This window comes from Vibrio sp. 10N.286.46.A8 (assembly GCF_041470165.1).
In the GTDB taxonomy this organism is placed as follows: Bacteria; Pseudomonadota; Gammaproteobacteria; order Enterobacterales; family Vibrionaceae; genus Vibrio; species Vibrio tasmaniensis_A.
The window spans coordinates 1-25,956 of record NZ_JBFRLX010000038.1 but is presented as its reverse complement, the minus strand read 5'-3'; the positions used below and the strand labels follow the sequence as shown (position 1 = coordinate 25,956).

The window sequence follows — 25,956 nt, the reverse complement described above, 5'->3', positions numbered from 1 at the left end:
CAAGAGGCATCCATTAAATGTTACTTACAAAAATATGACATAGATCTCACCAAGTCTAAATATAGAGTAAAAACACTAAAAAACAACCCATACCCATTAATTATCAATAAGTTAATTAAATTAAAAATACAAAAATCAAAACCATGCCAAATTCATCTGGTCTGAACAGATCATAGTGGCCTCTGGGAGCATTGTATCGACCACTCACCTCGGGTAGCCTGCTCAACCATTAAACAAATTCACACGTTTTCTTTGCGGATACCGACTTGTCGTTTAGTCAGACTTTGAACAGGATTTTAATGGACATCGCCTCAACATTTGAATGCCACCGTCGCGCATGAAACACCTCCCCCACACTCGTAAGTCAACGCACTTCGAAAAACTAATTTCTATCTGGTTGCCGCCACTCAGCAACCTGAATTTTCAGCTACGCTTCCCTAAGTTTGTTTCAGATTTTCTTTCTATAGCTTTAAAAGCGCAGCCTCAAAACACGACATCACTTTCTGTGATTTCTAGTGGAGACTCATAATGAGCCAACCCGAGACAAATACACCGGAATCAGTCGACGATTCTCGACTGAATAAACGCCTTAAAGATATGCCTGTCGCTATCGTTGGTATGGCGAGCATGTTTGCAAACTCTCGCTACCTGAATAAATTTTGGGATCTTATCAGCGAAAAGATCGATGCGATTACTGAAGTACCAGATACGCACTGGCGTCCAGAAGATTACTACGATTCAGATCGTACTACGCCAGACAAGTCTTACTGTAAGCGCGGTGGTTTCATCCCAGAAGTAGACTTCAACCCTATGGAGTTCGGTCTTCCGCCAAATATCCTAGAACTGACTGATACTTCACAGCTGCTTTCTTTGATCGTTGCAAAAGAAGTACTTGAAGATGCCAAGCTGCCTGAAGGCTACGATCGCGATAAGATCGGTATCACGCTCGGTGTTGGTGGTGGTCAAAAGATCGCTCAAAGCCTAAATGCTCGTCTTCAATACCCTGTTTTGAAAAAAGTCTTCAAGAGCAGTGGTATCAGCGACGACGACAGCGAAATGCTGATCAAAAAATTCCAAGACCAATACATCCACTGGGAAGAGAACTCATTCCCTGGTTCATTGGGTAACGTAATTTCAGGTCGTATTGCTAACCGCTTTGACCTTGGTGGCATCAACTGTGTAGTAGATGCTGCGTGTGCAGGCTCTCTAGCCGCAATGCGTATGGCTCTAAGTGAGCTGGTTGAAGGCCGCAGCGAAATGATGATCACAGGTGGTGTGTGTACTGATAACTCACCAACCATGTACATGAGCTTCTCTAAAACACCTGCGTTTACCACCAATGAAACCATTCAACCTTTCGACATCGACTCAAAAGGCATGATGATTGGTGAAGGCATCGGCATGGTTGCTCTTAAGCGTCTTGAAGATGCAGAGCGCGACGGCGACAGAATCTACTCAGTGATAAAAGGTGTCGGTTCTTCTTCGGATGGTAAGTTCAAGAGTATTTACGCACCTCGCCCTGAAGGACAAGCAAAAGCACTAAAACGTGCTTACGATGATGCTGGTTTCGCACCGCACACACTTGGCCTTTTAGAAGCGCACGGTACAGGTACTGCAGCGGGCGATGTGGCTGAATTTGGTGGCTTAAACTCGGTATTCAGTGAGAACAATGAAGAGAAGCAACACATTGCGTTAGGCTCTGTGAAATCTCAAATTGGTCACACTAAATCAACCGCGGGTACTGCCGGTTTAATCAAAGCTGCATTAGCACTGCACCACAAAGTACTGCCGCCAACGATTAACGTATCGGCTCCGAATCCTAAGTTGGATATCGAGAACTCACCGTTCTACCTAAATACACAAACGCGTCCTTGGATGAAACGTGTCGACGGCACACCACGCCGTGCAGGTATCAGCTCATTCGGTTTTGGTGGCACTAACTTCCACGTTGTATTGGAAGAGTACACGCCAGAGCACGCTCGCGGTGATAAATACCGTCAGCGCCAAGTACCGCAAACTCTGCTGTTCAGCGCAGAATCTCGTCAAGCACTGATCAATGAGCTAAAACAAGTTTCAACTCAAGCTATCGATGCTGCGTTCAAATTAGAAGCGCTTGCTGAGCAACATGGCTTGCGCGAAGTTGACGCTAAGCATGCTCGTCTTGGTTTAGTCGTGACTGACCAAGCAGATCTTTTAGCGCAACTGACTCAAGCGCTTTCTATGCTTGAGAGCCAAACAAAAACACATTGGCAGATGCCAAACGGTACTAGCTACCGTGAGTCGGCACTGATTGCAGAAAATGGTGCGGGTAAAGTAGCAGCTCTGTTTGCAGGTCAAGGTTCGCAATACCTAAACATGGGTCGCGAGCTTGCATGTCACTACCCTGAGATGCGTCAACAGCTTGCTCAAGCGGATCAAGTATTTGGTCAGCACAAGAAAACGGCTCTGTCGCAAATTCTGTTCCCAATTCCAACTTTCACACCAGAAGCAACCAAAGCTCAAGAAGCGGTGTTAACCAACACCGCCAATGCTCAAAGTGCGATTGGTACTGTGTCTATGGGTCAGTTCGACATCATGACTCAAGCTGGCTTCAAAGCTGACATGGTCGCAGGCCACAGCTTTGGTGAGCTAAGCGCACTATGTGCATCGGGTGTTATCTCGCAAGACGATTACTACCAGCTAGCTTTCGCTCGTGGCGATGCGATGGCTGCAACACCAGAACAAGGTGACAGCGGTACGATGTTTGCGGTCATCCTAGACGCAGACAAACTTCCAACCGTTGAAAGCTGCATCAGCCAATTCGAAGGCGTGAGCATTGCCAACTACAACGCTCCGACTCAACTGGTTATTGCAGGTCCAACTGCGACGGTTCAACAAGCAGCACAAGCGCTAACAGAACAAGGTTTCAAAGCGATTGCTCTGCCAGTGTCTGGTGCTTTCCACACACCGCTTGTTGCTCACGCTCAAAAACCATTTGCTGCTGCAATTGATAAAGCTTCATTCAGCGCTCCAACGCTGCCGCTTTACTCAAACGCAACAGGCAAACTTCACAGCAAAGACGCTAAAGCGATCAAGAAAGCGTTCAAGCAACACATGCTGCAATCGGTTCGTTTCAGCGAGCAAATTGAAGCGATGTATGAAGCAGGCGCGCGTGTATTCGTTGAGTTCGGTCCGAAGAACATTCTTCAAAAGCTGGTTGAGAAAACATTAGCTGATAAGAACGAAGAGCTTTACGCAATCAGCATCAACCCAAGCCCTAAAGGCGACAGTGACCAACAGCTTCGCTTAGCTGCGGTTCAACTGTGCGTGGCTGGTGTTTCATTAGACAACATTGACCCTTACCAAGCTGACATTGCTGAACCTGCGAAGGCATCACCAATGAACATCAAGCTGAATGCAACCAACTACATCAGCCCTGCTACTCGTAAGAAAATGGATCAATCATTGGCTTCGGGCAACGTCACCGAAAAGACTGAGATTGTTGAAGTGAAAGTTGAAGTCGAGAAAATCGTGGAAAAAGAAGTGATTAAAACAGAAATCGTTGAAGTACCTGTGACTGCTCCTCAAGCTTCAAATGTACAACAGTCAACTGCTCCAGCACCAAGTGCACAAGTAGTAACAGCAGCTCAGCAGCCACAAGTGGCGCAACCTGCACCAGCGACTATCCAGCCAGCAGCTCAAGTAACGGTTGATGAGTCTTCACTGCAATCGTTCTTCAATGCTCAACAACAAGCAGCAGAAGTACATCAGCAATTCTTGGCGATTCCTCAGCAATACGGTGACACGTTCAACACCCTAATGTCTGAGCAAGCGAAAATGGCAACAGCAGGCGTAGCAATTCCTGAGAACCTACAGCGTTCTATGGAGATGTTCCACCAGCACCAAGCTGAAACGCTAAAAGCTCACGCTCATTACCTAGAAATGCAAGCGCACAGCAACAACTCAGCACTTAATATGCTGACGCAAGGTTCAGTACAAACGGCACAACCAACCTTCGTTGCGTCTGTAAATGCTCAGCCAGCGATTCAAGCTCCAGCTCCAGTTACTCCAACTACGACTCCAGCAGCTATCGTTCAACAGCCTGTAGCTCAAGTACAAGCGACTCCTGTCCAAGCCGCACCAGTTCAAGCTCAGTCTGTTCAAGTTACGCCAGTACAGAAAGCAGCTCCTGCAACACAAGTAGCGGCTCAAGCGGCAGCGTCTGTTGCAGCTCAACCTGTGCCAGTTAAAGCGCAACCAGCTCCTGTGGCTGCACCAGTAGCAGTACAAACAGCCGACGCTGAAAAAGTGATGTTAGAAGTCGTTGCCGAGAAAACGGGTTACCCAACGGAGATGCTTGATCTAGAAATGGACATGGAAGCAGACCTTGGTATCGACTCAATCAAGCGCGTAGAGATCCTTGGTACCGTTCAAGACGAAATGCCAAACCTACCTGAGCTGAACCCTGAAGATTTAGCTGAGTGTCGTACTCTTGGTGAAATCGTCGAGTACATGAACAGTAAAAGCATGAACAGCAAGATGCCAGCATCAGCGTCTGTGGCAGCACAGCCAAGCGCAACTGCTCCTGTTCAAGCTGCTAACGGTCTTGATGCGAAAGTCGTTCAACAAACCATGCTAGAAGTGGTTGCTGAGAAGACAGGTTACCCCACTGAAATGCTTGATCTAGAAATGGATATGGAAGCTGACCTTGGTATCGACTCAATTAAACGTGTTGAGATTCTTGGTACGGTTCAAGATGAACTGCCGACTCTTCCAGAGCTAAACCCTGAAGACTTAGCTGAGTGTCGCACTCTTGGCGAAATCGTTGCCTACATGAACAGCAAGCTTCCGGCTTCTGCTCCTGCGCCTTCACTAGCACCAGCCGTTGCTCCGGCAACATCTAGCAATGGTCTAGATGCGGCTGTCGTTCAAAAAACCATGTTAGAAGTAGTCGCAGAGAAAACGGGCTACCCGACTGAAATGCTCGACCTAGCAATGGACATGGAAGCTGACCTTGGTATCGACTCAATCAAGCGTGTTGAAATTCTAGGTACGGTTCAAGACGAGCTACCGACTCTTCCAGAACTGAACCCTGAAGATCTCGCTGAGTGTCGTACTCTAGGCGAGATAGTCGACTACATGAACAGCAAGCTTCCAGCTTCTGCTCTAGTAGCGGCTCAAGTATCTGCACCAGTACAAGCAGTATCAAACGGTTTAAACGCAGAACAAGTTCAAAGCACAATGCTGAGCGTAGTGGCTGATAAAACGGGCTACCCAACAGAAATGCTCGACCTAGCAATGGACATGGAAGCAGACCTTGGCATCGACTCAATCAAACGTGTTGAGATCCTTGGTACGGTTCAAGACCAGCTACCAACATTGCCAGAGCTGAATCCTGAAGACCTAGCTGAGTGTCGTACTCTGGGTGAAATCGTTGACTACATGAATAGTAAGCTAGGCGCTACTGCTACTACGAGTACAGAAGTCGCTGCAGCAACTGTAGAAAGCACGAGCAACGACCTAAATCCTGCTCATGTTCAATCAACCATGATGGAAGTGGTTGCCGACAAAACTGGCTACCCAGCAGAAATGCTAGACCTAGCGATGGACATGGAAGCAGACCTTGGTATCGACTCAATCAAACGTGTTGAGATTTTAGGTACAGTTCAAGACCAGCTACCAACGCTGCCAGAACTAAACCCTGAAGACCTAGCTGAGTGTCGTACGCTTGGTGAAATCGTTACTTACATGCAAAGCAAGCTATCCGCTGCTGCACCCGTAGCGACTCCAAAAGCTGAATCAGTAACGCCTATCGCAGAAACAGCGACAGCGGAACTTCCTCCACACAATGAGGTAGCGCTAAAAAAGCTACCAGCGGCAGATAAACTCGTCGATTGTTTCTCAAAAGACGCTTGCGTCGTGATCACAGATGATGGTCACAACGCTGGTGTTCTAGCAGAAAAGTTGACCGCTAACGGCATTCAAGTTGCCGTAGTGCGTAGTGCCCTTTCTGCCGCGTCACCTTTAAACAGTGAAATCGCAAGCTACACACTCAACAGCGTCGATGATGCTGGTGTGACTGCAGTTATTAACGACATCGAAGCAGACCTTAAAACGTCAAACAAAGTGATTGCTGGCTTCATTCATTTACAAGCTATCGTTGATGCGAAACAAAGCAACGAGCAAGCGGTTAACTTGAATGCAGACTCCAGAGCTTCACTAACCACAGCGTTCTTATTCGCGAAGCACCTAAATGGCCAACTGAATGCCGTTTCTGGTCGTAGTGTGTTCTTCACACTAAGCCGTATCGATGGTGGCTTTGGTTACCTAGATACTAAGCAACTAGCGAATGCAGAACTCAACCAAGCCGCGTTGTCTGGTCTAACTAAGACACTGAGCCATGAATGGTCAAACGTGTTCTGCCGCGCATTGGATGCTGACGCTTCTATTGATGCTCGTCACCTAGCTGAAGCTATCACAGGCGAACTGTTCGATATCGATACCAACACGGTTGAAATCGGCCTTAGCCATGCGGAAAACGGTGAATCTGGTCGTGCAACATTGATTGCGACAACACCAGGTGCTGCACAAACTAAAAACACAGGCGCTCAACTCACCAAGAGCGACAAAGTTCTGGTGACGGGTGGCGCTAAAGGCGTGACGTTTGAATGTGCACTGACGCTTGCTAAGCAATGTAAGTCTCACTTCATTCTTGCAGGTCGTAGTAAGCATATTACTTCAGCTGAGCTACCTCAGTGGGCACAAGGCAAGCAAGAGAAAGAGCTAAAACCAGCGGCTATCGCTCACCTACAAGCAACAGGTGACAAACCAACGCCGAAGAAAGTTGATACCTTGCTAAAACCTGTATTGAGCAGCCTTGAAATCAACGCAGCACTTGCCGCTTTCAACGAGATTGGCGCGAGCGCTGAATACCTAAGCTTAGATGTGTCGAACCATGAGTCAGTAGCGAAAACACTGGTAAACTTCGACGACATTACAGGTCTTATCCACGGTGCAGGTGTACTGGCTGACAAACACATTCAAGACAAAACGCTTGATGAGCTAAACATGGTTTACGGCACGAAAGTGGGCGGGCTAGAAGCAGTTCTTGGCGGTCTTGATAGCAGCAAGCTAAAACTGATTGCGATGTTCTCTTCGGCGGCGGGTTTCTACGGAAACACAGGCCAAAGTGATTACTCGATGTCTAACGAGATCCTAAACAAAGCGGCTCTGCAATTGTCTGCGCGTAACCCTCAAGCGAAAGTGATGAGCTTCAACTGGGGACCGTGGGACGGTGGCATGGTCAACGCAGCATTGAAACGTATGTTCACAGAGCGCGGCGTGTACGTAATTCCTCTTCAGGCAGGTGCAGAGCTGTTTAGTTCTCAACTACTGAACGAAACTGGCATTCAACTGCTGGTTGGTACGAGCATGCAAGGTTCTGACAACAAGGAAGCTGCTGTAAAAAAGCTTAATGCGGAGTCTGTGCATCTTGCAAAGAGTCCGCTGAATACAAGCATCACTGTGACACGTCATCTTGATCCTAAGGCATTGCCTTTCATTCAAGATCACTGCATTGCCGGTAACCCAGTGTTACCGACAGTCTGTGCCATCCAATGGATGCGTGAAGTCGCTGAGCAACTGTTAGGGGTGAACGTTAGCGTTCACAACTACAAACTGCTGAAAGGTGTGATTTTTGATACTGATGAAGTGCAAGAGCTAACGCTTGTCTTGTCTGCAGACACTAAAAAGCCGTCTTCTGATGCTAAATCAAAAGATCAGCTAAAAGCAGTGATCAGTTGCCAAGGGCGACCACAGTATCAAGCTCAGTTGCAAATCGCTGCTGTGCAAGTGTCTGAAGATGTTCAACAAGCGTCGACAAAGCGCTTTGAAGCCAACACTTCAGCACCTGTAACAACGGCACAAGCTCTATACAGTGACGGCACTCTGTTTCACGGACCAAGACTGCAAGGTGTTACCTCAGTCGAACGCTTTGACGACTTAGGCTTATTGGCTCAATGCCAGTTGCCTCAGATTGAAAACAGCGACTGCGGATCATTTATTCCGAAGCAAGGCTTTGGCGATAGCCAACCATTTGCTGAAGATTATCTGTTGCAAGCAATGCTGGTATGGGCTCGATTGAAGTACGGCGCGGCAAGTCTACCGTCTGCAATTGGTGAGTTTGTTTGTTACGCACCGATGCACAATGGTGACCAAGGTTGGCTAGAACTGAGCGTGATAAAAAGCACGGCTCGTTCACTGCAGGCTGATATCTCGCTTTACCACCAAGATGGTCGTTTAAGTGCGGTAATGAAAGGTGCCAAAGTCACCATCAGCAAGAGCTTAAACGACGCATTTTTGCCGAAGTCTAGCTCTGCAGTATCGAAGAAAGAGGCGACTAAGAACGCAGAAAAGGAGCAATTGTCATAGTGACTGTTCCTACTAATAAAGCGATGCCATTGCGCATCGCTCTTTTAGCTCAGCCAGCAAACGCGGCTGAGCTTTCTGCCGACTTATCACCTTCGCTTCCAGAGATAGTTACTGTTGTGGTTGATGGCAATTTTAATCAAGCACTTGCTCACGCCATCGAGACAGTCAATCAAGGTAATGTTGTTAAGCTTTGTTTGGATACTCAATCACCATCATTGTTGATGTTGAGTGCGCTGAATGCTGCTCAGAATAAGATTCACCCACACGCTTATCTAGCGGGTTTTGTAGATACAGCTACCGGAGATAGCATTCAGCTAGCTCTGGATATTGCGCGCCGCCCCGCGACAGATTTAAGTCATCAACAGCAACACTCTGACTTATCGGCTTCGCAACAGTTTGGTCAATTGCTGAATATGGTGAATGCAATATCGAGCCGTTCATTGCCGAGTCATTCATTACCTAACAATTATTGGTTCACTGAGCCGAACAAAGCACGTGTTGCTGCATTAACTTTTAGTGACGATAGCCAAAAATCCACCAGCCTGATATTGACTCAAGCGACCGGTTTGCACGAACCAAAGCCATTACTATCGAGCGAGCGTTTGATGTTTGTGGTTTCTGGCAATGACCAAGCTGAATTGGTTTCTCAGCTAGCTTCACTAAGAGCTGAGCTTAAATACGTTAACGAATCGGCGGACCGTGAACTTGCTATCGCCAGCTTGATGCATTCAAACCTAAGCCATTTTCAACACAATATGGGCCTTGGTGCGAATATCGTGATTCAGGCAGCTTCAATTGATGCTGCACTACAAGAGATCACAGCGCTAGAAAATGCGTTGCCAAAAGTAATGGCTGACAATAGCCACTACAAAACGCCAGCAGGCAGTTGTTTCTCACCAAAGCCTCAAAGCAAAGGTGGTGTTGCATTTGTTTACCCTGGTGTTGGCACGGTTTATCCCGGCATGTTGCGCGAGTTTCACCAACATTTCCCACAGTTATTTGCCCGCTTAGAGCGAGAAGGTGACTTGAAAGAAATGCTGCAGGCTGAAAAAACCTACGCTGAAGACTCGCAAGAAATGTCGCTCAGTGAATTAGCCATTGCAGGTGTGGGCAGTAGTTATCTGTTAACACAACTGCTGTGTGATGAATTCAAAGTGCAGCCAGATTTCGCCTTGGGTTACTCCAAGGGTGAAGCTTCCATGTGGGCTAGCTTGAATGTTTGGAAAAACCCACATGCGCTGATTGAGATGACTCAAACCAGTCCTATCTTCACTACGGCTATTTCTGGCGAACTCACCGCAGTACGTCAAGATTGGCAGCTGAACGGCGACGAAAGCATCCAATGGAATAGCTTTGTGGTTCGCAGTGATGCGCAAGCGATTGAAGCTCTGTTACCAGAATTCCCACGCGCTTATCTCGCTATCATCCAAGGTGATACTTGCGTGCTAGCAGGTTGTGAAAGCACATGTCGTGCACTACTCAAGAAACTGGGTAAACGTGGTATTGCCGCTAACCGTGTTACTGCGATGCACACCACACCAGCGCTGAGTCAGCATAGCCAAGTGCGTGAGTTTTACACGCAACCACTGTTCGACGAATTGCCAAAGCATATCCGCTTTATCAGCGCAGCAGGTCTACCGACTGGCGCACCAATCGATATCGACAGCGACAGCATCGCCCTTTCGATTGCCGACACTTTCTGTTCAACGTTAGATTTCACCGCGTTGATCCAGAGTGCGCGTCAACAAGGTGCGCGTCTGTTTGTCGAAGTAGGTGCCGATCGTCAAACCAGCACATTGATCGACAAGATCAATCGTAGCGACGACGTAGCCGACCAGTACTGCACAATCGCTTCCAATGCCAAAGGCGGTGACGATGTTGTCACGCTCATCAAGTGCATTGGTCAGCTCATTACTCATCAAATTCCATTGTCTGTCGAGCCACTTATTGAAGGCCTAGAACAACAGATCACCACGAAGCAATTAAGTGGTGTGTCTCAAGGCAGCGCAGTGAATCATCAAGGAGAGCTAGTATGAGTTCTCAATCGAACCAGTATCAGGCTCAAGTTCAAGTTCAAGTTCAAACTAAGAATAAGCAGCAAGTGAAGTGCAATAAGATCGCGATTGTCGGTATTGCTAACCAATACCCAGAAGCTGATACGCCAAAAGACTTTTGGCAAAACTTGCTGAATAAAAAAGATTCTCGAACCACATTAAGCGCTGAAAAGCTAGGTGCTAAACCTGAAAGCTATCAGGGCGTGCAAGGTGAGTCAGACCGCTTTTACTGTGATAAAGGCGGCTACATTGAAAACTTCAATTTCGATAGCAATGGCTACCGCTTAACAGCAGAATCATTCAACGGTGTTGACCAGAGTTTCCTATGGGCTTTGGATACCAGTCGAAAGGCGTTAGTCGACGCAGGTATTGATTTAAATGCCGATGTTTTAGAGCGCACAGGCGTGATCATGGGTGCCCTTTCGTTCCCAACCACACGTTCAAACGACTTGTTTCTGCCGATGTATCACTCAGTGGTCGAGAAAGCACTTAAAGATAAATTGGCTAATGACCAGTTTTCACTGCTACCAACTAATGATACCGCGCAAGATCTCAATCCTATCAATGGTGCAGCGGCACACAACGCCTCTAAGTTAGTGGCTGATGCGCTAGGTTTAGGCAACGTGCAACTTAGCCTAGATGCGGCATGTGCAAGCTCAGTGTATTCATTGAAGTTAGCATGTGATTACTTGAACACGGGCAAGGCCGACATGATGTTGGCTGGCGCGGTATCAGGTGCTGACCCATTCTTTATCAACATGGGTTTTTCCATCTTCCACGCTTACCCTGACCACGGTGTTTCGGTTCCGTTTGATAGCAACAGTAAAGGTCTGTTTGCTGGCGAAGGTGCCGGTGTTTTAGTCCTAAAACGCTTAGCTGATGCAGAACGTGATGGCGACAATATCTATGCAGTTGTCAGCGGTATTGGCTTGTCGAACGATGGTCGTGGCCAGTTCGTATTAAGCCCAAACAGCAAAGGACAAGTACAAGCCTTTGAACGCGCTTACGAGGCTTCAAACCTAACACCAGACAGCATTGAAGTGATTGAGTGTCACGCAACTGGCACACCATTAGGTGACAAGGTTGAGTTAACCTCAATGGAGCGTTTCTTTGCTGACAAATTGAATGGTTCTAACCCGCCATTGATTGGCTCTGCGAAGTCAAACCTCGGCCACTTACTGACTGCAGCCGGTATGCCGGGGATTATGAAAATGATCTTTGCGATGAAAGAAGGCGTGCTTCCTCCAAGTATTAATTTGGACAAGCCCCTATCGTCGCCTGAAGTTTTATTTGGCCCACAGACTCTGCCAACGCAGGTTCAACCTTGGCCAAGTAAAGCGGGTAACTCAGAGCGCTGCGCGGGTGTTTCTGTATTTGGTTTCGGTGGTTGTAACGCTCACTTACTGCTTGAAGCGTATTCAGACACGAGTCATGTAACCCAGACTTTAGAGTCGGCATCTCCAAGCCTACAACCGTCTAATTTAAGCATTACTGGCCTAGCGTCTCACTTCGGTTCTCTGCAAAGCATCAACGCGCTGAGCACTGCAATTGAAACCAACAACGATGCTTTCATTGCTTTGCCTAAGAAACGCTGGAAAGGCTTAGACCAACATCCAGAACTACTGAATCAGTTTGGTTTACACGGCATTCCAAACGGAGCGTACATCGATCAATTCGATCTCGATTTCCTACGCTTTAAAGTGCCGCCGAATGAAGATGACCGTTTGATCTCTCAGCAGTTGCTACTGATGAAAGTTGCAGACGAAGCGATCAAAGATGCCAAGCTTGTGGCTGGCCAAAAGGTTGCAGTTTTAGTTGCGATGGAAACTGAGCTTGAGATGCACCAATTCCGTGGACGCGTAAACCTGCATAGCCAACTGGCGGACAGCTTTGCCAACATGGGTATTGAGCTAACACAAGACGAATACCAATCGCTAGAAACCATTGCGATGGACAGTGTGATGGACGCAGCCAAGCTGAACCAATACACCAGTTTCATCGGCAACATCATGGCTTCGCGTATCTCTTCATTGTGGGACTTTAACGGCCCTGCCTTTACGATTTCAGCCGCTGAACAATCAGTTGCACGTTGTATCGATGTCGCGCAAAACCTGATGTCGCAAGAATCGATGGACGCCGTTGTGATTGCAGCCGTCGACCTAAGCGGCAGTGCGGAACATGTGATTCTCAAGAACAGCGTGAGCCCAGTGTCACTTTCTCCAAAGTTCGGCCAACCGCAAGACGGCAATTGGAATGTCGGCGAAGGCGCAGGTGCAATTGTTCTTGTTGAAGAGAGTCAAGTAGCGAGCAACCAAGATACGGCTTACGGCAGCATCAACGCATTGGCCTTTGGTTCAAGCGAGAATAACAACGCCGTTGCTGATGAGTTACTGACTCAAGTCGGTATGAGCTCGAACGATGTTTCTCTGCTTGAGCTTAACCATGCACCAGAGTCTTCATCTCATCAGTTTTCATCTCTAAGTATAGGGAACACAAGGACGACTCAAGCGAGTCAACGTGTGGGTCACTGCTCTGCAGCTTCTGGGATGGCAAGCCTGTTACACGGTCTGCTCAACCTGAACCATGAGCCACTGAATCCGAATATCAGCTCTAAAAATGCGATTGTTGCCAACATCGGCGAAGGACAATGTTCACAGCTGCTACTAAGCCAATCGAGTGTTGAATCTCAATCACTTTCCGTTCGTTTAAGCAGTGAACTGGCAAGTGATGCTAAACGTCAATTGGTTAAGCAAGTGACTCTTGGTGGTCGCGATATTTATCAACATATTGCCCAAACCCCAGTGACCAACTTGGCAACGATTCAACAGAAAGCTTCTGGTAAACAAGCGACAAGAGTAGCGTCGGTTCCAACGACAGCAAGCATTCAAGCAGCCCTTGCGCAAAAAGAGTTAGAGAAGAATGCATTAGCGCAGAACGCGGTAGAGCCAGTCATCGAAACTCCGACTTCAGTATCCCCTACTCTGGCGCCAACTCGCCACAGTCAGCTAACAGGTAACCACAGCAATATGACTCATGTCCTATCCGCTAAAAATGGCGCGTCTCAAATCGACGCTAATACGGATGCAGCATCACAGCCGTCTGTAACATCATACAACCAAGCTTTTGCTCAAAATCAGCAAGCAGCACAGCAAGTACACAAAGCATTCCTGCACACTCGAGCCCAAGGCATGCAAATGGCTGATGCACTATTGAAAGCACAGCTAAACGCAGTGACATCTGGTTTAGATAGCAATACCCTTTCTCAACAAACGAATGGTCAACAAACGCCAGCTCAGCCTGTTCAAGCTCAACCGGCTCAGGTTCCGTCAACGCCAGTCAACGTACTTGCGACGCCAGCACCAGTAAAACCTATCCGTAAGCCATGTATCTGGGATTACGATGATCTGGTTGAATACGCTGAAGGCGATATTGCGAACGTATTTGGCCCTGATTACGCGATCATCGATAGCTACTCGCGCCGCGTTCGCTTGCCAACCACGGACTACCTACTGGTATCTCGTGTAACCAAGCTAAACGCGACCGTTAACGAGTACAAGCCAAGCACAATGACCACCGAATACGACATCCCAGTTGATGCGCCGTATCTTGTTGATGGTCAGATCCCTTGGGCAGTGGCGGTTGAATCTGGTCAGTGTGACCTAATGCTGATCAGCTACTTAGGTATCGATTTCGAAAACAAAGGTGAGCGTGTTTATCGCCTGCTTGATTGTACGCTGACCTTCCTTGGCGACTTGCCTCGTGGTGGCGATACGCTGCGTTACGATATCTCAATCAACAACTTTGCTCGCAATGGCGACACGCTGCTGTTCTTCTTCTCGTACGAATGTTTCGTTGGCGACAAGATGATCCTGAAAATGGATAACGGCTGTGCGGGCTTCTTCACTGATGAAGAGCTAGCAGATGGCAAAGGTGTGATTCACACTGAAGATGAAATCAAGGCTCGTAAGCTTGCAACTAAACAACGCTTCGACCCTATGTTGCACTGCCCTAAAACGCAGTTTAACCACCAAGAATTGCGTCATCTACTGACTGCCAACATTGCAGAATGTTTTGGTCCAACTCACCAATCCAACAGCCACCAGCCTTCTTTATGCTTCAGCTCAGAGAAGTTCATGATGATCGAAAAGGTTAGCCGTGTTGAACCACAAGGTGGCACATGGGGACTTGGTCTGATTGAAGGTCACAAGCAGCTAGAGCCTGAGCACTGGTACTTCCCTTGTCACTTCAAAGATGACTCAGTAATGGCTGGTTCTTTGATGGCAGAAGGTTGTGGTCAACTGCTTCAGTTCTTCATGATGCACCTTGGCATGCACACGCTTGTTCAAAATGGTCGTTTCCAACCGCTTGAAAATGCCCCTCAACAAGTACGCTGTCGTGGACAGGTGCTACCACAATCGGCAGAGCTGACGTACCGCATGGAAGTGACTGAGATTGGTCTAAGCCCTCGCCCATACGCAAAAGCTAACATCGATATTTTGCTCAACGGCAAAGTGATCGTTGATTTCCAAAACTTGGGTGTGATGATCAAAGAAGACGACGAATGTACTCGTTACCTACCTTCTTTAGAAACATCTGTCGCGACCCCTGTTATCGAAAGCTTGGACCATAAAAGCTTGGGCCATACGCCAGCAGTGAACCAACAAGCTTCAGCAAATGCGCCATTGATGGCTCAAATTGAAGACCTAGAAACGGCACCAAACAAAGGTGTCGTTCCTCTTCAACACGTTGAAGCGCCGGTAACTCCAGATTACCCGAACCGCACACCCGATACGGTTCCATTCACGCCTTATCACATGTTCGAATTCGCGACTGGCGATATCGAGAAATGTTTCGGTCCTGATTTCTCTATCTACCGTGGCATGATTCCACCACGTACTCCGTGTGGCGACCTACAGCTAACTACTCGTGTTGTTGAGATCGACGGTAAGCGTGGCGACTTCAAGAAGCCTTCATCGTGTATCGCTGAATACGAAGTGCCAGAAAATGCATGGTACTTTGATGAAAACAGCCACCACACCTTAATGCCTTACTCGGTGTTGATGGAGATTTCACTGCAGCCAAACGGCTTCATCTCAGGCTACATGGGCACCACACTGGGCTTCCCAGGTGAAGAACTGTTTTTCCGTAACCTCGACGGCAGCGGAAAAATGTTGCGTAACGTCGACTTACGCGGCAAAACGATCACCAACGATTCTCGTCTGCTTTCAACGGTAATGATGGGCACCAACATCGTACAGAGCTTCAGCTTCGAACTGAGCACTGACGGCGTACCTTTCTACCAAGGTACAGCGGTATTTGGTTACTTCAAAGGCGCAGCCCTGAAAGATCAGCTTGGTTTGGACAACGGTAAAGTAACTCACCCTTGGCACGTTGATAACAATCGCACGCCGGATGTAAACATCAACCTACTAGACAAAACGACGCGTTACTTCAATGCACCTGTTTCTGCTACTGGTGAAGTACAAGAGCACTACCAACTGGCTGGCGGTCGCTTGAACTTTATCGATACGGTGCAGATCACCAGCGATGGTGGTAAAGACGGTCTGGGTTACCTATACGCTGAGCGTACGATTGACCCAAGCGATTGGTTCTTCCAGTTCCACTTCCATCAAGATCCGGTAATGCCAGGCTCTCTAGGTGTCGAAGCGATCATCGAACTAATGCAAACCTACGCTCTGAACAAAGACCTTGGCGCTGGCTTCCGCAATCCGAAGTTTGGTCAAATTCAATCTGAAGTGAAGTGGAAATACCGTGGTCAGATTAACCCTCTGAACAAACAGATGTCACTGGATGTACACATCACTGCAATCAAAGACGAAGACGGCAAACGCATCATCGTTGGCGACGCAAACCTGAGCAAAGATGGTCTGCGTATTTACGAAGTGAAAGACATCGCGATTTGTATCGAAGAAGCATAAGCCTGACAGAGAACTAGGAAAGAATTTAGTATGACAACTCAAACTACAATCAATAACGAAAAGCTATCTCCGTGGCCTTGGCAGATCGAAGAGAGCACAACTCGCTTTGATAACGCAGCAATGTCGACAATATTGAAAGACTTAAGCCTTGCTTGTTACGTCGTGAACCACCCAGAAAAAGGTTTAGGCGTAAGCCAAAAATCTGAGATTGTATCGGGCGACTCAGCAAGTGCAGCGAACAGCCAGCCTGTTAGCGCTTTTGCTCCTGCACTCGGTACACAAAGCTTGGGCGACGAAGATTTTCGTCGCTGTCATGGCGTGAAATACGCTTACTATGCAGGCGCAATGGCAAACGGCATTTCATCTGAAGAGTTGGTGATTGCGCTTGGCCAAGCTGGCATTCTTTGTTCATTTGGCGCGGCGGGCTTAATCCCGTCTCGCGTTGAGCAAGCGATCAACCGTATTCAAGCAGCACTGCCAAACGGCCCTTACGCGTTTAATCTGATTCACAGCCCAAGCGAACCCGCTCTAGAGCGCGGCAGTGTAGAGCTGTTTTTGAAGCACAAAGTGAAAACCGTTGAGGCTTCAGCCTTCTTAGGTTTAACACCGCAAATCGTTCACTACCGTGCCGCTGGCCTTAGCCGTGATGCACAAGGTGAGATTCAGATTGGAAACAAGGTTATTGCTAAGGTAAGCCGTACTGAAGTCGCGAGTAAGTTCATGCAACCAGCTCCAGCCAAAATGCTGCAAGCTCTAGTTGATGAAGGTCGAATCACAGCAGAACAGATGGAACTGGCGCAGCTAGTTCCTATGGCTGATGACATTACCGCAGAAGCAGATTCTGGTGGTCACACCGATAACCGTCCACTGGTTACCCTACTGCCAACGATTCTTGCACTGAAAGAGCAAATCCAAGCACAGTACCAATTCAAAACTCCGCTACGTGTCGGTTGTGGTGGTGGCGTAGGTACGCCTGACGCTGCTCTAGCGACGTTTAACATGGGTGCGGCATACATTGTTACCGGTTCAATCAACCAAGCGTGTGTTGAGGCTGGCGCGAGCGAACACACACGTAAGCTGCTTTCGACAACCGAAATGGCTGACGTGACTATGGCTCCCGCGGCAGACATGTTCGAAATGGGCGTGAAACTGCAAGTAGTTAAGCGCGGCACTTTATTCCCAATGCGTGCCAACAAACTGTATGAGCTATACACACGTTACGACTCGATTGAAGCGATTCCAGTAGAAGAGCGTCTGAAGCTTGAGAAGCAAGTATTCCGTTCAACACTGGATGACATTTGGGCAGGGACTGTGGCGCACTTTAACGAGCGTGATCCAAAACAGATTGAGCGAGCTGAAGGCAATCCTAAACGTAAAATGGCTTTGATTTTCCGTTGGTACTTGGGTCTTTCTAGCCGTTGGTCAAACACCGGCGAACAAGGTCGTGAGATGGATTACCAAGTATGGGCTGGCCCTGCACTTGGCGCATTCAACGCATGGGCGAAAGACAGCTACCTAGATGATTACCAGCAGCGTAATGCAGTCGACCTAGCAAAACACCTAATGCACGGCGCAGCCTACTTGGCTCGTGTTAACCTGCTGACTTCGCAAGGTATCAAGCTTGATCCGGAACTAGCACGCTGGAAGCCAACGCAAAGAATGGCCTAGGCATTTCAATACAGCGGTTAATTAAGCTCAACGAATAAAAAAAGCGACCTTAACGGGTCGCTTTTCTTTGAATCATCGAAATGTCATTGCAGTCGTTGGTTATTTGATCGCTTTATTTAGCTTCTCGCCAACCACATCTAAACGCCAACCTTGCATAACATCTGGCAGCTTTTCAGGATTACGATCGTACTTCCAAATCCAGCTTAACACTTGATTAAGTTGCTTCTTCGATGCCAAAAACTCAGTCGCTAAACCACTGTGTTGCGATGCTGTTTTCACTTCATCTTTCAACACTTTGAAGAGTTGCTTGTAACCTGGGTAGTCCATTAGACGTTCTACTGGCGCAGGGTACTCTTCTTCTGGCGTATGCTCAGCTAACTTAACGATTGAACTGATTTTAGCGCCATGGCGACGTACAGAGCGGTAATCAAAACCTTCTTGCTCCATGTGCTTAGGGTCTTTCATCGCAAAACGCGCCACAGCCCATAGGTCTTGTTCTTTGAAGACAAAGTTCAGCGCTAAGTCACGCTTAATCGCTTCTTTTAAACGCCAAGTTGCTAGCGGTCTTAAAATAGCTAGCTGCTGAGGCTTTAGCTGCCACGCGCCTTTAATATCAAGGTAAGCGTTATCTGGGTTTGCTTTACGGATGCGCTTAGCCACTTGTAAATCAGACTCTTGCTGTGCCGCTTCCCACCAGCCCGCTTCCATCACTTTTTCTAGAAGCTTGTTGTACATTGGCATCAAGTAGTGAACGTCTGCTGCTGCGTAGTCGAGTTGTTTTTGAGAAAGCGGACGCGCTAGCCAGTCGGTGCGAGATTCACTCTTATCGAGGTCAACGCCTACAAACTCTGAAACGAGAACTGCAAAGCCAGTTGAAAGACCATGACCTAAGAAGGCTGCCATGATCTGCGTATCAACCATTGGCGTTGGCGTACAGCCAAATGCGTTCTGGAACACTTCTAGATCTTCGCCACACGCGTGCAAAACTTTGAGCACTGAAGTGTCTTTCAACAGCCCAACAAACGGGGTCATTTCATCAAGAGCAATAGGATCAATCAGTGACAGCGTTTCACCATCAAATAACTGAATTAAGCCTAATTGAGGGTAATAGGTTCTTGTACGAACGAACTCTGTATCAAGCATAACAACATCGGCTTCACGTGCTTGTTGGCAAACTCGCTCAAGGTCTTTCACTTGGGTAATGATTTGATAATCCACAAAAACTCTCACTGATTTTACTTTGATCGCCGGATACAAAAATGCCGACATTAACTGTCGGCATTCTAACACCATTTTTCAGCGCTCGCTTAGATTAAGCGCCTGAATGGTTTCGAGGGCTAATTTCTCGCAAACCCGAGCACTACTCGCTTGCGCGTTTAGCAAGCTCAGCATCGTTCTCTTCACGAAGCACTCGGCGCAAGATTTTACCTACATTGGTTTTTGGTAGTTCTTCACGGAACTCAATCAATTTAGGGATCTTGTAACCTGTTAGGTGTTCACGACAGTGCGCGATAATGTCTTCTTTGGTTAGGCTCGGGTCACGTTTCACAACGTAAATCTTAACCAACTCACCTGACACTTCATGAGGTTGACCGATAGCCGCAACTTCTAACACTTTGCCGTGTAGAGCCACTACATCTTCAATCTCGTTCGGGTAAACGTTGAAGCCCGACACTAGAATCATGTCTTTCTTACGGTCAACGATGTACAACAAGCCTTCATCATCAAACTTAACGATGTCACCTGTCGATAACCAACCGTCTTGGTCGATCACTTCTTTGGTCGCTTCTGGACGCTGCCAGTAGCCTTGCATCACTTGAGGACCACGGACCTGCAATTCGCCCACTTGGTCATTGCCCACCACTTTACCTTCATCATCAACAATACGAACTTCTGTTGATGGTACTGGTAGGCCGATTGCACCTGTGTAGTCTTTCAGATCGTATGGGTTACCTGTGACCAAAGGAGCACATTCAGTTAAACCATAGCCTTCAAGTAGGTGGACACCTGTCGCTTTCTTCCATTGCTCAGCAACAGCGCGCTGAACCGCCATACCACCGCCAACAGACAGACGCATGTTACTGAAATCCAACTCGTGGAAATCTTCGTTATTGACTAGCGCATTGAACAAGGTGTTTACGCCAGTAATCGCGGTAAACGGAACTTTTTGTAGTTCTTTAATAAAGCCAGGAATGTCACGAGGGTTAGTAATCAAAAGGTTACGACCGCCCATTTCAACAAACAGTAAGCAGTTCACTGTCAATGCAAATACATGGTAAAGCGGCAATGCCGTTACCACCAATTCACGGCCTTCTTGTAGCACAGGGCTGTATGCCCCTTTCGCTTGAAGTACGTTCGCAATCATATTGCGGTGCGTTAGAATTGCGCCCTTCGCTACACCCGTTGTACCACCTGTGTACTGTAGGAATGCGATGTCATCACCCGCCATAAACGGCTTCACATATTGAAGACGACGGCCTTTGTAAAGTGCCTTTCTGAATGAAATGGCACCCGGTAGATCGTACTTAGGCACCATCCCTTTCACGTATTTCACTACGAAGTCGACAATCGTACCTTTCGCTCGTGGCAACATTTGCCCAAGGCTAGTGAGTACAACGTGTTTAACCGGAGTTTTATCAACGACTTTCTCCAGTGTGCTCGCAAAGTTAGAAACGATAACAATCGCCTTTGCACCAGAGTCATTCAGTTGGTGTTCAAGTTCGCGAGGCGTGTACAGTGGGTTGACGTTCACAGCAATCATACCTGCACGCAGTACACCAAACAGTGCAATTGGGTATTGCAGCAAGTTTGGCATCATCAGCGCGACACGATCGCCTTTCTTCAGTTTTAGATCATTCTGCAAGTAAGCAGCAAAAGCACGACTGCGCTCTTCAAGCTTACGGAATGTCATAATCGATCCCATGTTCTCGAATGCAGGTTGGTCGGCGAACTTCTGTACCGACTGTTCAAACATTTCAATGAGAGATTGGTACTGATCTGGGTTGATCGTTTCTGGTACGTCACTTGGATAACGTGAAAGCCAAGGTTTATCCACGATGTTACTCCTCGTTTATCAGCTGACGACTGCTTCGCCGCTTTTTATCATTGCGGTATTACAGCACAGCTTTAGTGCATGAGCACTAAAAGGCTCAAACACTTGTTTAAATTTTGTTAACTACACCAAGAATTAGCTCTGAAACTAGCTCTGGGCTCTCTAAATGACAATGATGTCCGCCAGGAATCGTCTCTATATTCAGAGGACTATGCGCTGATTTGTAGCGATTATGCTGCAAATGTCGGTATCCATCATTCCCTAGGATTATTAATTGAGGGCATTCAATAGCCGCCATGATCGCTTCAGCGTGCGCCTGTGACATTCGATATAACGAGTCACATTTTAGATTAGGGTCGCATCGCCATTGCCAAGAGTTCTCAAACTCGACAATACCTCGCTCAACAATAGGAGCGATTAATTCAGCATTAATTTGGTTGGCGTGAGCTCTCAGCTTAATAGCATCCTCAAGACTTGCCAGAGGACGTGAAGGCTTTCTTCGCTGTCGAAGACGACTAAGTACCCCATCCCTCAAGCGAGAGACTGTTTCGTGGGGAGCTTCAGAAAGAGGTCCGTGACCTTCAATTTGAATTAATCCTGACACATTTTCAGGAAAGGCGGCACTATAGCAACTTGCTATCAATGCACCAAGTGAATGTCCTACCAGTAACAGTCTGTTTGGCGATAATTTGGTCACTAGCTGGTGCAAATCATCAATATAGTCGTGAAATGGGTAGTAACTCCCCGACTTATGCGACGAGAAACCGTGCCCAAAAAGATCGATCGCAACCAAGTGAGTATCTGGAGAAAGCTTAGAGACTTGCTGCATGACCTGAGTAAAACTTGCGGAATTGTCTAGCCAGCCATGAATAAAAACGACCGTCGTTACGGTCGTTTGTGGGTTGCCAATCTGTTGTGTTGCAAGTGTCCCGCTCGCAAGGGAATATGACTGTTCAATCATTGATAGTATGGTGTCCCTGTCATTGGGTATGTCGAGTTAAGGTTCGACTATTGCACATCTTGAATCACACGCCCTGACTTAGGCATGGTTTGAAAGCTGCGACAATGTAAACTGCGGCAAGAGTAGTAAGTTGGCGCAAAGTCATTAATAACCACTCTTTCAGTGATCTGCCATAAACGTTGATTGTAGACATTCATGACTGGGAAAGTGTAAGGGTATTCACCAACCATACCGTCTTCAGTGCTATTTGATGTGCCAACTAAAGTAACTAAACGACCCTCAGCAAAGCTCAATGGTTCAACATAGCCGTCAATGTAACCAACAAAACGTCCTTTTGGTTCGGCATCAATATCAGGCTTACCACTACTAGAGATAGGTAAGTTCACCACTTCAACACGCGTTTTATCTTTCAGATTAGTGACTTTAGCAATCACGCCACCCAAACGAACATCACCGGCATCCGGTAGTGTGTTTACCCACTCTTGGTAGTCAGTTACCACCTGTTCTGAGTTTGCATTAAGTTCTTTAGGTAAAGAGGAGCACCCCATCACCATCGTAGAGAAAGCGACAAGGAAAAATAAGCGAGATTTAGATATGAGAGAATACATAATGCAGCTCCTTAGAGCAGGATAAATGAAAACACAAAGCTAGATATAAATATCGACCCCAATTAGCTTTGCAAGTTCCTCTTTTTTAGCTTGATTCATCACATCCATATACTCTTCCATCGCACGTCGTCCGCGCCCTTCTGGAAGATCATATTGAACCTGAGCTTTGTGAATCTCAGATTCTTTGACCTGGCGAATAGAATGTGAGACAGCATTCGCAACCTTAGTTGGCTGACCAACAGAGGTCTTTGCATCGCCTTTTTTTACCTCATTCTTTTTGTTGGTTCGATTGGTTTTAGATGTATTGCCTATCGAAGAAGGAGGTAAGCCGTTGATTGAAACCATGCTTAAAGAGTTTATTACCTGACTTTAATGATTGTGTATCTAATTTTAATAACGGCTCTACAAAATAAACTGCAGAGCCAAAGTAATACGTATTTACTCGCGACCAGGCAGTTTTTTCCAAGTCACTTTATCACGTAGGTAAACCGGCTCAGACTCTTCAGCAGCAACCGCTTTGCCTTCAGCATAAGCAAATTGAGCAAGGAACGCCATGTCTTGAGCTTCTGGGAATAGCACTTCACACGCTTTGGTGTTGATCGCTAGTGTGTCCATGTGCTCTGCATATGCTTCCCAACCTGTGCCTACTTTCGCCCATGTGTTGGAGTCCGCTTCAAGCTGTTCAGCCAATTCGCTTGGAGGCGTTACACATTCCGCATCGACCGCAGTCCAACGACCATCATCTTCACGGCTGTAACGAGCCCAGTAAACTTCACTCATGCGAGCATCAATTGCTGTTGCAACATGAGTTTCGCCAAATTTACGGTAGCTGCCTTGCGCCATCGCTGCCAGTGTAGACACACCGATCATCGGCAAATCAGCACCAAAAGCTAAGCCTTGAGCAATACCAATGCCAATACGTACACCCGTGAAACTGCCCGGGCCTTGGCCAAACGCGATCGCGTCGATATCGGTTAAAGCAACATTCGCTTCTTTCAGTACTTCATCAACCATAGGTAGAATTTTTTTCGTATGGTCTCGAGGTGCCTCTTCGCTACGTGCGAACACCTGGTCACCAATTACTAGTGCAACTGAACAGTTTTCAGTTGCGGTATCTACTGCAAGAATTTTCGCGCTCATTTGTGTCTCAAATATTCGTTATCTAATCTAAAAATAATGGCTAAGCTCAACAATGCTAATTACTCAGCAGCGGTTGAATGGTCTTTAGCTAAGAATTCTTTAATGACCCCTAAGTCACGAGTACGTGGGATAGGCGGTAAACTCGCCAAAAATATGCCACCGTAATCGCGAGTCACCAATCGGTTGTCGCAGATAATCAAAGCGCCATTATCGCGCTTATCACGTATCAATCGACCGACACCTTGTTTCAAGGTAATCACTGCGTCTGGCAATTGTACTTGTGCAAAAGGATCACCCCCTTTCAACTTACAGTCTTCAATTCGAGCCTTAAGCAAAGGGTCATCAGGGGCTGTAAAGGGCAATTTGTCGATGATAACACAGCTTAATGCATCGCCCCTAACATCTATACCTTCCCAGAAAGCCCCCGTGGCCACCAGCAATGCATTACCTAATTCCATGAATTCTGCTAAGGTTTTTTGCTTACTTGTCTCACCTTGCAGCAGAACGGGAACCGAGAGCGTTTCGCGGAACCGTTCACCCAACTCTTTCATCATGCTGTGTGAGGTACATAAGAAGAAACAGCGACCTTGGTTTTGCTCAATCACAGGGGTCAGCATTCTTACTAGCTTGTCCGCTAAGCCCGGGCTATTCGGTTCTGGTAGATAGCGAGGCACACACAAACGCGCCTGATTTGGGTAATCAAACGGACTTGGCAGTGAAAACTGTGCCGACGGCTTTAGTCCTAATCGAGAAGTAAAATGTTCGAAATCGTCCGACACCGCCAAAGTTGCAGAGGTAAACACCCAAGCACCCGGTTTTAGCTCAATCTGCTCATGGAATTTGTCGGCGACTGAGAGTGGCGTGATGTGCAAAGCAAAGTGTCGTGGCGTGGTGTCATACCAATACGAATAACCAGTAATCGACACGTCACATACACGTTCAATGCGCGACTTGATCATAGTGGCGCGTTCAAAAGCCGTGTCTAACAACTGGCTTCGACCCAATGCTAATTTCAATACATCAACGGCCAATTGCAACGCATCTTGTAAGCGAACTAACTCTCTCGCAATCGACTCTGACTTCAATGCTTCACGCCAGTTACCGCGAAAGCCCGTATCGCCAAGCACAATGCGTAGATCGGCTGACGATTGAACGAGCCTATCCCCTACTTTCTGCAGTTGGCGCATGTCTTTGGCTTCAGTTCGGTAAGCGATTTCAATGTCTTTGGCTAGCTCTTGGATCTGTCGGCTGGAAACCGATTGTCCGAAGTATTGGCTAGCGATATCGGGAAGTTGGTGCGCTTCATCGAAGATAAACACATCGGCTTCAGGTATCAGCTCACCAAACCCGGTTTCTTTGATCGCTAAATCCGCGAGAAACAAGTGGTGGTTCACTACAACAACATCAGAATCCATCGCTTTTTTACGCGCCTTCAGCACAAAGCAATCGGTGTAGCTTGGGCACTCTTTGCCTAAGCAGTTGTCGTTAGTCGAGGTAATGGTTGGAATGACCGGGCTATCTTCAGCAATATCATCACAGTCACCTAAATCGCCAGTTTGAGTCGCTGACGACCAACTGCGCACTTTCACCAACTGAGCTAACAGCGTTGGATCGGTGTGAGTGCCATGGCTCTCGATCATTTGACGACTGAGCCTGTCCAAGCACAAATAGTTTGAACGGCCTTTGAGTAACGCAACCTGACCATAAAAACCAAGCGCATCGACCATCAATGGTAAATCTCGGTGAAACAGCTGTTCTTGAAGGTTTTTAGACCCCGTACTGATGATCGTTTTCTTACCACTCAGCAGTGCTGGCACTAGATAAGCAAACGTCTTACCTGTTCCCGTTCCCGCTTCAACGACCAATTGGCTCTGTTGTTCAATAGCCTGTGAAACCGCTTCAGCCATGTCTAGCTGAGCTTGTCGAGGTTGGAACCCAGGGATCGCTTTACCCAAAGCACCATCAGCAGAAAACGTTTTAGATATCATAGAGTACGAAGTTTAGAAAAATAGAAGGCGAATTATGGCAGGTTTAGTGAGTCGGCGCGAATCAAGAATGACTTCGCACCGGAGGTGTTTGGTTTGAGTTAAGCTACCTAGAAGGTAAGAATTGAAGAAATAAAAAT

At 47.3% G+C, this 25,956-nt stretch carries 12 protein-coding genes; 5 read left to right on the top strand and 7 right to left on the bottom strand.

Going from position 1 to position 25,956, the window contains the following annotated elements:
* The first annotated feature begins 337 nt into the window (after positions 1-337).
* Genes AB4232_RS05010 through pfaD form a run of 5 tightly spaced genes read left to right on the top strand, consistent with a single transcriptional unit; the run spans position 338 to position 18,070 of the window.
* Positions 338-529, top strand: coding sequence for a hypothetical protein (locus AB4232_RS05010; RefSeq protein WP_372086426.1), 192 nt, complete (start codon positions 338-340; stop codon positions 527-529).
* A complete protein-coding gene (locus AB4232_RS05005) occupies positions 529-8,409 on the top strand; it encodes a phosphopantetheine-binding protein (RefSeq protein ID WP_372086424.1) in 7,881 nt (2,626 codons plus the stop codon). Before AB4232_RS05010 ends, AB4232_RS05005 begins: the two co-directional genes overlap by 1 nt.
* Positions 8,409-10,445, top strand: coding sequence for a PfaB family protein (locus AB4232_RS05000; RefSeq protein WP_372086422.1), 2,037 nt, complete (start codon positions 8,409-8,411; stop codon positions 10,443-10,445). Before AB4232_RS05005 ends, AB4232_RS05000 begins: the two co-directional genes overlap by 1 nt.
* A complete protein-coding gene (locus tag AB4232_RS04995; protein WP_372086420.1) occupies positions 10,442-16,402 on the top strand; it encodes a beta-ketoacyl synthase N-terminal-like domain-containing protein in 5,961 nt (1,986 codons plus the stop codon). Before AB4232_RS05000 ends, AB4232_RS04995 begins: the two co-directional genes overlap by 4 nt.
* Before the next feature lie 30 nt (positions 16,403-16,432).
* Complete coding sequence (gene pfaD, locus AB4232_RS04990; protein WP_372086418.1) at positions 16,433-18,070, top strand: eicosapentaenoate synthase subunit PfaD; 1,638 nt, start codon at positions 16,433-16,435, stop codon at positions 18,068-18,070.
* Positions 18,071-18,169: 99 nt separating this feature from the next.
* On the opposite strand, the gene rnd is transcribed toward pfaD, so the two are convergent.
* The 7 genes from rnd to AB4232_RS04955 form a co-directional block, all read right to left on the bottom strand.
* The gene (gene rnd, locus AB4232_RS04985) at positions 18,170-19,288 is read right to left on the bottom strand and encodes a ribonuclease D (RefSeq protein ID WP_372086416.1); all 1,119 of its coding nucleotides are present in this window, start codon (positions 19,286-19,288) and stop codon (positions 18,170-18,172) included.
* 142 nt (positions 19,289-19,430) lie between these two features.
* On the bottom strand, positions 19,431-21,125 hold the full coding sequence (fadD, locus tag AB4232_RS04980; RefSeq protein WP_009847299.1) for a long-chain-fatty-acid--CoA ligase FadD: 1,695 nt from the start codon (positions 21,123-21,125) through the stop codon (positions 19,431-19,433).
* Between the two features lie 106 nt (positions 21,126-21,231).
* Positions 21,232-22,083, bottom strand: a complete 852-nt coding sequence (locus AB4232_RS04975) for an alpha/beta fold hydrolase (RefSeq protein ID WP_135384078.1) — start codon at positions 22,081-22,083, stop codon at positions 21,232-21,234.
* 47 nt (positions 22,084-22,130) lie between these two features.
* Complete coding sequence (locus tag AB4232_RS04970; protein WP_009847301.1) at positions 22,131-22,691, bottom strand: Slp family lipoprotein; 561 nt, start codon at positions 22,689-22,691, stop codon at positions 22,131-22,133.
* Between the two features lie 39 nt (positions 22,692-22,730).
* Positions 22,731-23,036: a hypothetical protein gene (locus AB4232_RS04965; RefSeq protein WP_017074520.1), complete on the bottom strand. Its 306-nt coding sequence runs from the start codon at positions 23,034-23,036 to the stop codon at positions 22,731-22,733.
* Between the two features lie 93 nt (positions 23,037-23,129).
* Positions 23,130-23,831: a tRNA (adenosine(37)-N6)-threonylcarbamoyltransferase complex dimerization subunit type 1 TsaB gene (gene tsaB, locus AB4232_RS04960; RefSeq protein WP_012604519.1), complete on the bottom strand. Its 702-nt coding sequence runs from the start codon at positions 23,829-23,831 to the stop codon at positions 23,130-23,132.
* 59 nt (positions 23,832-23,890) lie between these two features.
* Positions 23,891-25,819, bottom strand: a complete 1,929-nt coding sequence (locus AB4232_RS04955; RefSeq protein ID WP_372086414.1) for an ATP-dependent DNA helicase — start codon at positions 25,817-25,819, stop codon at positions 23,891-23,893.
* Between the last annotated feature and the right edge of the window lie 137 nt (positions 25,820-25,956).